The organism is Acinetobacter sp. ANC 4204, assembly GCF_002135205.1.
Classification (GTDB): domain Bacteria; phylum Pseudomonadota; class Gammaproteobacteria; order Pseudomonadales; family Moraxellaceae; genus Acinetobacter.
In genome coordinates this window covers 1-11487 of record NZ_NEFZ01000010.1, presented here as the reverse complement: position 1 = coordinate 11487, position 11487 = coordinate 1, and the positions used below count along the sequence as shown (strand labels likewise).

The following is an 11487-nucleotide window of genomic DNA, read 5'->3' as shown; positions in this document are numbered from 1 at the left end:
TCAAGATTTTTATATCGAACTCAGGTTATGTATTAAAACTTCGATATTCTTTTGGGGTTTTGCCCGTCCAACGTTTAAAGGCGCGCTGAAAAGCACTTTGTTCTGAAAAACCCAGTAAGAACGCAATCTCCACTAAACTGAGTTGTGGGTTCCTCACATAGCTCATCGCAAGGCTTTGACGGATTTCATCTACAAAATGCCTAAAGTTCAGATGATGCCGAAGCATCTCTGTTTTAAGTTCGTCCACTGTAAAATCTGTCTGCTGTGCCAGCTCGTCAAAGGTCAAGCCACCTAACTGAAACGATTCAATAATCGCTTTACGTGCGACTGCTAACCAAGAGGGTTCGAGATGATTACCCAATTGCTTTAAAAGTTGCTGTCTCAAATCACTCATGACCAGATGCACCGACTCATTCGAGCTTGGTAATGGATAATCTAAAAAGTCCTCATGAAAACCAATCGCTGTATCTTTGGCATTAAAAATCAGTGGGCAACGAAACAGCGCATTATATTCACTGATATCTTCAGGCTGTTCATGCTGAAAAGAGACCCAAAGTGGGCTCAAATCCTGCCGATTAAACAGCTGACGAGATAAAGTCACATAAGAAGCTTGATGTAATTCATCTTGCAGTTTTCCTAAAGGCTGATCACCTGACAAATTACTTTTCCAGTAGCGGATATATTCTTTCCCATGCCGTTCAAAAATATTGCTGCCCGCATCAATAGTGAGCGCAGAATAATGGATATTTTGTTGCATGACTTCACGTGCATTTGCACAAGTCATGAGTGCAAAACCGTGTGGGCCTAAGTGTCCTGTCGTCACCAACTGCCCGAGCGTAATTCCAAGGTTAGGCTGTTTAAATTTGTCTTGTAATAAATGACAGGCCTGATTGAAGGTCTGAAAATCGACACGATCATTGGGTCGATCAAACAGATCTGGTGCGAGATTAATTTCCGCTAAAAACTGCGATACAGGATAATTTTTTCGCTGTAAATAGTCGAAAAGCAAACGCATATAGTGCACGGCAACACTATACTTTTTCTGTACAGGATCAATATCTTGCATCATTTTCCCACGTATCCATATCTCGACTGAGACATCATTTCAAAATCTCAGGTCAATGAATTCCATTTCACGTCAATACCCTTTTTGCATTGTGCCCTATAGTCAGCTCAGCACTCAACTTTAAATCCAAACGATGAAAATACATTTGAAGATGAGTCTAAATACAAACCTAAACGCTTTTACATTATTCATTAAAGGATTAGACCATGAATATCAATGATTTCATCTTAAATCAACTGCCAACTGCATTAAACCCAGAAAATACAGATGGTGTTGAATGCATTCTGCAGCTACAGCTTTCTGCCCCTTACGTGATTCAAATTAATGATGGCACTTGTGACATTCAGCAAGGTGAAAATGCTGATGCCGATGTTGTACTAACCACCAGTGATGAGGTGTTCATTGAACTGATCACGGGCAAAATTTCAGGTGCAATGGCCTTTATGAGTGGCAAATTAAAAATTGATGGCGACATCATGTTGGCGAAAGAAATTAGCGATTATTTTGATGCATCAAAACTGGCTTAAAACTCGAATTTAGTCTGTTAAGGGCAAATACATTTGCCCGATTCAATTCAATTTAGAAAAGGAAATTCCCATGAGTAAAGATTTAGGTCCAGTTTGCCAAAACGGTTACATCGTCAAAGACATCGAAAAAGCCATGGATGAATGGATCAAGTTGGGCGTTGGCCCTTGGTTCTATGTGGAAAATGCCATGTTGGACAATTTCAAATACAAAGGTCAACCGCATGATATTGAAATGAAAGTTGCACTGGCCAATTCAGGCGATGTACAGATCGAGTTGATCCAGCAAACCAATGATGTACCGTCGATGTATCAGGATTTCTTAAATTCAGGTCGTGAAGGCTTTCAACATATTGCGTATTGGACCGAAGACTATGATGCCATGTATCAACACCTTCAGGATCAAGGCTTTAGCATTGTGCACGAAGGCCAAATTGGTGGGCCACAAGGTCGGATGGCGTATTTTGATACTGAACATGTTATCGGTACTGCATTAGAAATTTCTGAGTTGGCAGGCAGTAAAAAACAGATATTTGACTATATCAAAAAGGCATCCATCGGCTGGAACGGTAGCAAACCGATTCGTAAACTTTAAATCCAAGGTCTATAGTTCGAGGTCTATGATGAAATCCATATTATCAGGTGAACACGGCGCAGTTTTAGGTGAGTTAGAAAAACCTCAAGTCATGCCAAATCATGTTCTAGTTCAAATCAAAGCCTGTGCGCTAAATCGGGCAGATTTAAATATGTTAACGGGTGCAACACATGGCTTTGTCGGCGGACTCGGCTTTCCTGTCGGTGTAGAATGGGCTGGCGAGATCGTTGAAGTAGGTAAAGCGGTTCAACAATGGCAAGTCGGTGACCGTGTCATGGGTGCAGGCCCTGGCGCATTTTCTGAATATACTTTAGCCAATGCAGCATGGATTTATCCCATTCCCGATAATCTGAGTTTTGAGCAAGCAGCCACTTTACCTGTTGCCTTACAAACCACACATGATGCCATTGTGACCAATGGACAGTTGCAAGCAGACGATCATGTACTGGTTGTCGGTGCAAGCTCGGCTGTGGGTTTGATGGCAATGCAAGTGGCTAAGTATTTAGGTGCAAAACAAGTGATTGGCACATCAACCACAGTCGATAAACTTGAAAAGCTGGCTGAATTTGGTGCCGATGCAACAGTAAATACCAAAGATGAAGACTGGGCCAAACAGGTCCTCAAACTCACGAAACGCAAAGGTGCAGATCTGGTGATCGACTTTTTGGCAGGCCCTTTATTTAACGCCACCATGTCCATTACAAAGATCGCTGGAACCATTGTCAATGTCGGACGTATGGCGGGTGAAACAGGTGAAGTTGATTTTGATCAGCATTCAATGCGTCGGATCAATTACAAAGGTGTGAGTTTCCGTACACGTAATCCAGATGAAATTGCAGAAGTCATCCAGAAAGCGAAAGATGCACTCATTCCCGCTTTGACAGAAGGTCAAATCAAAATGCCGATTGATGCAGTGTATCCATTTGAGCAGTTTAATGATGCCTTCGACAAAATGAAGAAAAATCAGCATTTTGGAAAAATTGTGTTGACGCTGTAATCATTCCATCACGCGTCATTTCCCCTGAATATGACGTGTTTTGAAAAAACCTATTTACCCCTTTGGGTTTAAATTCACGACATGAAAAGTCCATCTGTGAGAAAATCATCTATAAAAAGCCTACTCATGAAAAAACCAGCTACGAGAACAGCATGAAAATACATCATTTAAATTGTGGGACAATGTGTCCACTATGCGCCAAACTGATCAATGGACAAGGCTCATATACCGAACCGGGTAAATTGGTTTGTCATTGCCTTTTGATCGAACATGACAACCGTTTGATGATGGTTGATACAGGGATCGGCTTACAAGACATCCAACATCGTGACCAACGTCTTGGAAAAACCTTTCAGAAAAGTTTTAAACCGAAACTCGATCCACAAGAAACCGCATTTGAACAAATCAAGCAACTTGGTTATGACCCTGCCGATGTAACTGATTTATTTCCAACCCATTTAGATTTGGATCATGCAGGTGGATTTTCCGATTTTCCTCAAGCCAAAGTCCATGTCTATCAGCCTGAACTTGAGCAAATTACCCAACCCACATGGAAAGACAAATTACGCTTTAGGTTTAATCAATTTAAGCCTACACCCAATTGGCAAGTCTATAAGCAAACCAATAGTCAATGGTTTGGACTGGATGCGATTTCATTAGAGGAGACGCTCAAGCTCAATATCTTTATCATCCCACTTATTGGGCATACCAAAGGTCATGTTGGTATAGCCGTGCCACAAGACTCGGGCAAATGGTTATTGCATTGTGGTGATGCCTATTACCACCATAGCCAATTAGATGAAACTGACCATATGCCAACAGGACTCAAGTTTTTTGAGCGGATGGTACAAGCCATACCCCAAGCACGACACAATAGCTTAGAAAAGCTCAAAACACTTAAAGCACAACATAGCGATGAGATTGAATTTTTCTGTGCACATGATCCTGTAGAACTCGAACGTTATCAAATAAATGAAAACTAATGTAGTACTGCTCACCACCTCAATCATGCAATAACTATAAAGCCTATGTCTTCAACACATAGGCTTTGTTGTATCCGTCCATGCTATTTCATTTTTCTAATATCTCGTTTTTCTAATGTTTCTCTTTTCTCATATTTTGCTTTTTCCAAATAGAAGCAATGATTTGCTCTAGCCGATGAGATGACACCAATTCACCAAAAGATTGGCACATTTATACCATTTTCAATCCTTAAATTTAATAAAAATAGACGTACAGAGCACAGATGCTCAGTTCAAACAACAGTACAAAAGGATTTTAAAATGAAAATACGCATCGTTGCATTTTCAATCATTTACTTATCTACAGGGCAGCTATATGCCGCAGCAATAGATCGTTCGGGTCAGTCTATTTTACCCTTCTTACAAAAAGGTAATTATTTTGAAGCAGGTTATTCCGTACTCGATCCAAATGTTTCTGGAAAAATTAAACCTGATTTTAGTAAAGGGGGGCTAACGACAGCAGCCAATATGGAAACTGGTGATATTGCAAATAGTTACGCATTCCCTAGTGCAGCTTTAAAATTCCAATTAACAGACCATTTTTCTATAGGCTTTTTATATGACCATCCATTTGGTGCAGACGCAGGCTACCCTATTAAAGACTATCCAGCATACACTCAAGGCACTGAAAAATCTGAATCTGAAGTAGTCACACAAAGTTTAAGTACGATTCTCGGCTATCAACCCAATGAACACTTCAACGTCTATGCAGGACCTGTACTGCAAACCACCAAAGGCAATAGTCGTTTAAGAGGTGCCGGTTATAACTGGATTAAATATGACATGAATGCACCAGAAACAGATGGTGTAGGCTGGCTCGCAGGTTTTGCTTACAGTATTCCTGAAATTGCCTTACAGGCTGCGGTGACCTATCGTTCTGAAATTGATCATGACATTGACATGACTGAATCTGTACAGATTTTAAATCCGACCAATCCAGCTCTGGGTTATGTCAATTTGGGTACAACAACATTGGAGTCAACCGTCACCACACCGCAGTCTGTGAATATTGATCTGCAATCTGGCATTATGCAAGATACAGTCGCTTTCGCCAATTTTCGCTGGGTGGAATGGTCGAAGTTTCGAATTTCCCCTGAACGTCTTGCACAGCTCACCACGCAACTCACAGGAAAAGCTGTTGATCTTGCGGCATATAGTGATGACCAATACGCAGCCAATATTGGTATAGGGCGTAAATTCAATACACATTGGTCAGGTTCTGTCTCACTCGGCTGGGACAGTGGCGCGGGTAACCCTGTGACAACACTAGGTCCAACCGAGGGATATTGGAGTATTGGACTGGGTGCAAAATATGCACCTGCACCCAATTATGATATTTCTTTGGGTTTGAAATATTTTATGCTTGGAGATGCCAAAGCACAGTCAGGTTTTGATTTTGGTACAGACAATTATGATGCAATTTATAAAGACAATGATGCATGGGGTTATGGCTTAAAAATAGGTTACCGTTTTTAAGCACATAAATACTGTCAGTCTATTGAAATGGACTACTTTTATATCAAAAACTGGATGAATTAACTTCAACCTTTGTTATAAAACATAGCCATAACATGATTATAAAAAAGCGATCACTTGATCGCTTTTTTTAAACTAAGTCACTTTTAAACGCTGTAACTGAGCCTGTTGCCATTGCTTCGGTGGCATACCAAACCAACGCTTAAACGCCTTGGTAAAGTTCGATACATCGTTATAGCCTAAATGATTGGACAGCTCGATGAGTGTGATTTTTTTATGGAGTAAATAATCCTTTGCCACTTCAGCACGCGAAGCTGACACCAATGCATCATAAGTCGTATCATGCTCAGCTAACTTTCTAAAGAAAGTCCGTCTAGATAAATGCAGCCGTTCTGCCATTTCTTCAGCTGTCAAAGGCTGCTGTAAATTTTGTAAAACCAACAGTTTTAATTTAATCAGCCAGTTTTCCCCGTGTTGTTTAAATAGATTTTGCTCTGCTTCACACATCTTTATAGCCTTTTGAAAGGCAGGAAAGTCAGCACCCGGAAGCTTCTCATCAAGCACATTGACATTAAAATAAATGGCACAGTGCTGCTTATTCCAACTAATTGGAGCATTTAAGAAACTAAACTTTTCAGCATATTTAGGTTTTTCATAATCGAGTTCAATCTTGAGCTGTGGCAATTCATGTTCTAATAAATCCCCTAAAATCCGAATGATTGAAAGGCAAAGTGCTTCTTGCGTATAGTAATAGGTTAAGCCAAGTGGAATCTGCTTCCCAAAACGAATGCAGACCATTCGGTCTTTAATTTCATACGAGAAATGTATTGTTGGATCTATCAATGTACTAAAACGATTACATACTAAAAAGGCATCTTTTAAGGTCGGTGCTGACATCAGTGCGATACCAAAAGAACCAAAATGTGATAACCGAATATGCTGACTAAATGAGACAGAAATCGCTGGATCATTGGTTAAATTGAGTGCGTTTTGAACAATGACTGCAATTTGTTTTAAGGTGAAATACGTATCAATAGACTCTAAATCATCAATATGTATACCTGAATGTTCTAAGATAGCTGTGGCTGAAAAGCCGCGTGACATAGTCATACGCACAAATGCAGCAGGCAAATGTACAGGAATAATTGGAGCAGACATGCTCTTGTCGTCAAAATCCATTTTTAACTCCGACCTATAGAATAATTATTTCAATTTTTTCATTTATATATTGATCACTATAGGCAATATTCATCATAGCAAAATTGTCACGTTTGTACATTTTTTTGGCACTTTTCTACCAAAGTATTTTCCTCGACTGCTTGATATTAAGTGTGATCAAACGTGTTTAAGAAAAGCGTCGTAACACAGCAAAAAAATATTCATTTAAAAAAAATTGCTCAGCAACGCTGTAAACGATTCCATCCCTTAGACACTCAAAATTGAATAACACGCGCTATGAAGGAAGCTTGCTATGGATTCAGCATTTATCACCATCGGTATGCCGATTGCCCTGATTATTATCATGATGGGCTTGGGTTTTGAAGTCACGCTACAAGACTTTAAACGTGTTAAAAACAACCCTAAAAATGTACTCATTGCACTGTTTTGCCAGCTGGTACTTCTTATTACGATTGCCTTTTGTCTAGCCAAACTTTTTCAGCTCAAACCACTACTCGCTGTTGGTCTGATGATTTTAGCAGCCTCACCTGGCGGGAGTACTGCCAATTTATTCAGCTATCTCTTCAAAGGTGATATTGCACTGAATATCACACTGACTGCTTTTAATTCGGTGATTGCAGCCTTTACTTTACCTATAGTTGCAACCTTATCACTGACCTATTTTATGCAAGATGACACCACTGTTGGAATTCAACTAGATAAACTGATCCAAGTTTTTCTACTGATCTTACTGCCTTTGGTTATCGGTATGATTATTCGTGCAAAAAAACCACATTTTGCCAAGAAAATGGAAAGTTTCGTAAAATACTTTTCGGTGACGTTTCTCGTGGTTATCTGTATTGGTGCATTACTCAAAGAAAAGGCAAATATCGCCAGCTATTTTGCTGATGTTGGATTAGTCTGTGCACTATTCTGTGCGATCAGCTTAACCATCGGCTATTTTATTCCTAAAATATTTAAGATGAATGAAGCAGAAGCTCGAGCATGTGCTTTTGAAATTGGTATTCATAACAGCGCAGTCGCTTTAACTATTGCGATCTCGGTACTCGGCAGTACCACTATTGCCATCCCTGCTGCAGTGTATTCAGTGATTATGATTTTTTTTGCTTTTGCAGTTGGATTTATCTTCAAATATAAAGACAAACGTCAAAAGCTGGTTAATTCAGTTGTAGCTCGGGATACCTTATAAAAACTGCAGTTTACTATAGACACGAACATGAGTACTTAAAGTTAACTTCATATCACTGAACCTTGAAATAAACACATTTTATTTCAAGGTTATGTCATCGCCAAATGTATGAAGGTTTTTCTTAAAGTCACGCAATATGGTGCCAAATCTAAAGTGCCGCTGAATGTGTTTGGCGTACTGGCTCGTTTAGATAAACTATTTCCCAATTATCTTTTTTTTATGAAAAGTATTTTATTTAAAGGAAATATTGGTCGTGTTGATAAAGAGCTGATTGTCCTTAGAATTGCTTGGAAACTAGAGTGCTCTTATGAATGGAAACACCATACCCATTTTGCAGCAGAACTCGGTATTAAAAATCGTATTGTTGAATCTATTACGCTAGATCATTCTGAATTATGAGATGACAAACTCGCTACGATGATCAACAGTGTAGATGCTTTACTCACGGATAAAACTTTAAATAACACACAATTTCAGCAGCTCAAAAAATACTTTAATGATGACCAAGTTGTTGAATTTTGTATGTTGGTTGGTCATTACGTCATGGTAGCAATGACCATTAATACCTGTGGTGTTCAGCCTGAATAAGACTGCGAGTATTTATATCAGTATCCACGTAAGTTAAAAGTGTATTTTAACACTGCATTAACAAACTGCTTTTAACTCAAGTGGATACTAAAACCCAACATCATGAATATCTATAGGGATCTGTATACACTCAAAATATTGAAAATACATATAGACATTTAACCTATTCATATACTTTTTTCTTTCAAATATAATGTCAAACTTTTTAATAGGCCGTTGATTGTCGCAAGGTTTTAATTAAAAGCTCATAAAGGTGATCTACGGCTTTAGAGCCCTGTGAGATACGACTACGATAGACCGATACTTCCATCGGCTCCAAAGGCCCTAAACCCTGTTCCGCACCTAAAATATCTAAATGAGATGGCACGCTACATTTGGTCAGGACAGCAACAGCCAAACCACTTTCAACAGCAGCGATCTGCCCCACTAAGCTAGAACTGTGATAAACCACCTTATAACGACGTCCCTGTAAAGCGAGTGAATGAATTGCACTGTGTTTAGCTAGACTAGCACTTTCATAAACAGCTATAGGTAGCGGGTCATTTTTCCAAATATCAAATTGTGGTGAGCCGACCCAGACCATTGGTTCGTGGAACAGCAAAGTACCCTGCCGAGGATCATCACGAGAAATCAAGGCTAAATCCAAGTCTCCACTATCCACACGCGGAATCAAAGAAGTGGATTGTTCACAATAGAGTTCGATTTCAACGCCTCCATATCGTGGTGCAAAGCGCTTTAATACAGGTGTGAGATATTGCGCAGCATAATCATCAGGGACCCCCAGTCGAATTCGCCCCACTAGCTCATCTTTATGAAAAGCTTGTTGCGTTTCATGATGTAAATCCAAAATCCGTCTTGCATAACCTAAAAGAAGCTGCCCTTCAGCGGTCAATTCAATCTGTCGATGGGACCTGATGAGAAGTTGACACTGTAGCGCATCTTCTAGTTTTTTGAGCTGCATACTTACCGCCGACTGTGAACGATAAAGCTCAGGAGCGGCATGAGACAACGTTCCCATATCAACCACTGTGACAAAGCACTTTAACCAGTCAATCTGCAAATCTTTTAAGTTCAAGACCGCCCCACCTATTCGATTTTCAAATAGTATACTTAAGTTTTATGCGTTTTTCTTTTTCTCTTTCTAAGTGCATAATTTACAACAGATCAAGTCTTACAAAGTATCAAGTTGTATTGATGCCACTCTGCTACTCACGCCCTAACTTGAGACATACGACTGATAATGAAAAGGAAATAGCTTTGTCTAATACAACCCAAGAGATATATAGCCTAAACACTTCAGATGTTTGGTCTGGCTTTAAAAGCTTATTGCCTATTTCACTTTTCGTTGTGATTTTTGGTGCAGCCTTTGGATTGGCCTCGACACATACAGGTTTAAGTAACGATTCCAGTATGTTAATGAGCGCCTTGGTTTTTGCAGGCGCTTCCCAATTTGCAACTTTGGAATTATGGGGCGAACAAATATCATTGTTTCCGTTGATGATTACCGTTTTCTTTATTAATGCACGTCATCTTTTAATGGGGGCTTCTCTTTACCCGTGGTTACGCCATCTTTCTCCAATGAAAAGATACGGTGTTCTGCTTGTGATCTCGGATGCAAACTGGGCTTTATCTTTACAAGCCTTTAGCCGAGGTCAATCTGGTTTTGGATTGTTATTTGGCGGAGGTTTAGCACTTTGGGTCGCATGGATTATAGGTACATGGCTTGGCTTGTATTTTGGGCATAGCATTCAAAATCCAAATGCTTTTGGGCTTGATATGGTTATGTCTTGCTTCTTATTGGCAATGGTTGTAGGTGGAAAAAAAGATCTACGCATGGTGTTGATTTGGGCTGCATCTGCTTGTATTTCACTATTGGCTTATTGGTATTTGCCGAAAAATAGTCATGTGGTTATTGGCGCACTCGCAGGTGGTGTTATTGGTTTGCTTTGGAAAGAGAAAAAAATATGAATATAGAGCTAAGTACAGCATATCCGTTGACCATCATCGCAATTATGGCCCTCGTCACACTTGTTACACGTTGGGGTGGCGTATTTATTATGTCTTATGTCCCCATCACTGATACTGCTCAACGGTTTATTACTGCAATGTCAGGCTCTGTACTGGTCGCACTTTTAGCTCCGATTGCTGTTGAGGGCGATAATGGCGCGCGATTGGCCTTATTAACGACGCTTGTTGTGATGTTGGTGGTGAAAAAGCCATTGCTTGCAATTGCCTCTGGCATCATCGCCGCAGCGTTATTTCGTCAATATTTTTAGTTGTTTTAAAACATCCTCAGAAATGAATAGGCCAATGATAAAACAATCTTTAGCTGTGGTTTTGATTCCGGGCTTTATGTTAGATCAATCTTTATGGGATGACTTTGTGCAAGAGCTGCCCTCAGAATGGCAATTGATTCGAGCCAATTTATCGCATGGAAATTCCATCCCAGAAATTGCTCAATATATGATCCGCTCTTTACCTCCAAAATTTATCTTGATCGGTTTTTCTTTAGGTGGCTATGTTGCAAGGTCTATAGCGGAGCAGTTTCCAGAGCAAGTTTCTGCATTGATTCTCATTGCATCCTCACTACGTTCTGATACAGCACAGCAAAGACAGCAGAAAATGATGGTGATTAAACTGAGTTCAAAAGAAACTTAGATTAGCATTTGAAGTGCAACACCATGTTGTTGCCATAATACCTGACTCGGACTTTTAAAGCTGAGTCTTTTTCTTGGGCGATGATTCAAACGTTGAGTGATTTCTGAGATATATTCATCCGTATAGGCATTTAAATTACTGCCTTTTTTAATGTATTGTCTGATTAAACCATTTGTATTTTCATTCGTGCCTC

At 39.7% G+C, this 11487-nt stretch carries 14 protein-coding genes and 1 pseudogene; 11 read left to right on the top strand and 4 right to left on the bottom strand.

Annotation, left to right across the window (positions count from 1 at the left end; genetic code table 11):
- Nucleotides 1–25: 25 nt before the first annotated feature.
- Nucleotides 26–1069: an AraC family transcriptional regulator gene (locus B9T36_RS16310; RefSeq protein WP_086210506.1), complete on the bottom strand. Its 1044-nt coding sequence runs from the start codon at nucleotides 1067–1069 to the stop codon at nucleotides 26–28.
- Nucleotides 1070–1272: 203 nt separating this feature from the next.
- Here B9T36_RS16310 and B9T36_RS16305 point away from each other — a divergent pair, with 203 nt between their 5' ends.
- From B9T36_RS16305 to B9T36_RS16285, 5 genes are all read left to right on the top strand, one after another.
- Nucleotides 1273–1593: an SCP2 sterol-binding domain-containing protein gene (locus tag B9T36_RS16305; RefSeq protein ID WP_086210505.1), complete on the top strand. Its 321-nt coding sequence runs from the start codon at nucleotides 1273–1275 to the stop codon at nucleotides 1591–1593.
- Nucleotides 1594–1663: 70 nt separating this feature from the next.
- A complete protein-coding gene (locus B9T36_RS16300; RefSeq protein WP_086210504.1) occupies nucleotides 1664–2185 on the top strand; it encodes a VOC family protein in 522 nt (173 codons plus the stop codon).
- Between the two features lie 28 nt (nucleotides 2186–2213).
- On the top strand, nucleotides 2214–3182 hold the full coding sequence (locus B9T36_RS16295) for a quinone oxidoreductase family protein (RefSeq protein WP_086210652.1): 969 nt from the start codon (nucleotides 2214–2216) through the stop codon (nucleotides 3180–3182).
- Nucleotides 3183–3334: 152 nt separating this feature from the next.
- The gene (locus tag B9T36_RS16290; protein WP_086210503.1) at nucleotides 3335–4165 is read left to right on the top strand and encodes an MBL fold metallo-hydrolase; all 831 of its coding nucleotides are present in this window, start codon (nucleotides 3335–3337) and stop codon (nucleotides 4163–4165) included.
- A 300-nt stretch (nucleotides 4166–4465) separates the two neighbouring features.
- Nucleotides 4466–5680, top strand: coding sequence for an OmpP1/FadL family transporter (locus B9T36_RS16285; RefSeq protein ID WP_086210502.1), 1215 nt, complete (start codon nucleotides 4466–4468; stop codon nucleotides 5678–5680).
- A gap of 135 nt (nucleotides 5681–5815) precedes the next feature.
- On the opposite strand, the gene B9T36_RS16280 is transcribed toward B9T36_RS16285, so the two are convergent.
- A complete protein-coding gene (locus tag B9T36_RS16280) occupies nucleotides 5816–6859 on the bottom strand; it encodes an AraC family transcriptional regulator (RefSeq protein ID WP_086210501.1) in 1044 nt (347 codons plus the stop codon).
- Nucleotides 6860–7151: 292 nt separating this feature from the next.
- On the opposite strand from B9T36_RS16280, the gene B9T36_RS16275 reads away from it, so the two are divergent.
- The 3 genes from B9T36_RS16275 to B9T36_RS19115 all read left to right on the top strand — a co-directional run bounded on the left by B9T36_RS16275 (nucleotide 7152) and on the right by B9T36_RS19115 (nucleotide 8636).
- Nucleotides 7152–8048, top strand: a complete 897-nt coding sequence (locus tag B9T36_RS16275) for a bile acid:sodium symporter family protein (RefSeq protein WP_086210500.1) — start codon at nucleotides 7152–7154, stop codon at nucleotides 8046–8048.
- Between the two features lie 108 nt (nucleotides 8049–8156).
- Nucleotides 8157–8447 (top strand): carboxymuconolactone decarboxylase family protein, encoded by a 291-nt coding sequence (locus B9T36_RS16270; RefSeq protein WP_086210499.1) that lies wholly within the window; start codon nucleotides 8157–8159, stop codon nucleotides 8445–8447.
- A gap of 18 nt (nucleotides 8448–8465) precedes the next feature.
- Entirely contained in the window at nucleotides 8466–8636 is a 171-nt protein-coding gene (locus tag B9T36_RS19115) for a hypothetical protein (RefSeq protein ID WP_162900281.1), read from the top strand.
- Between the two features lie 205 nt (nucleotides 8637–8841).
- Here the strand turns inward: B9T36_RS19115 and B9T36_RS16265 are convergent, their stop codons facing one another.
- A complete protein-coding gene (locus B9T36_RS16265) occupies nucleotides 8842–9711 on the bottom strand; it encodes a LysR family transcriptional regulator (protein ID WP_086210498.1) in 870 nt (289 codons plus the stop codon).
- 182 nt (nucleotides 9712–9893) lie between these two features.
- Here B9T36_RS16265 and B9T36_RS16260 point away from each other — a divergent pair, with 182 nt between their 5' ends.
- Genes B9T36_RS16260 through B9T36_RS16250 form a run of 3 tightly spaced genes read left to right on the top strand, consistent with a single transcriptional unit; the run spans nucleotide 9894 to nucleotide 11294 of the window.
- The gene (locus B9T36_RS16260; protein WP_086210497.1) at nucleotides 9894–10604 is read left to right on the top strand and encodes an AzlC family ABC transporter permease; all 711 of its coding nucleotides are present in this window, start codon (nucleotides 9894–9896) and stop codon (nucleotides 10602–10604) included.
- Complete coding sequence (locus tag B9T36_RS16255; RefSeq protein WP_086210496.1) at nucleotides 10601–10912, top strand: AzlD family protein; 312 nt, start codon at nucleotides 10601–10603, stop codon at nucleotides 10910–10912. The genes B9T36_RS16260 and B9T36_RS16255 overlap by 4 nt, the downstream gene beginning before the upstream one ends.
- Before the next feature lie 34 nt (nucleotides 10913–10946).
- The gene (locus B9T36_RS16250) at nucleotides 10947–11294 is read left to right on the top strand and encodes an alpha/beta fold hydrolase (RefSeq protein ID WP_086210495.1); all 348 of its coding nucleotides are present in this window, start codon (nucleotides 10947–10949) and stop codon (nucleotides 11292–11294) included.
- On the opposite strand, the pseudogene B9T36_RS19110 reads toward B9T36_RS16250, so the two are convergent.
- A pseudogene (locus tag B9T36_RS19110) lies at nucleotides 11291–11487 on the bottom strand (IS30 family transposase); the annotation flags it as partial. The gene B9T36_RS16250 and the pseudogene B9T36_RS19110 overlap by 4 nt on opposite strands.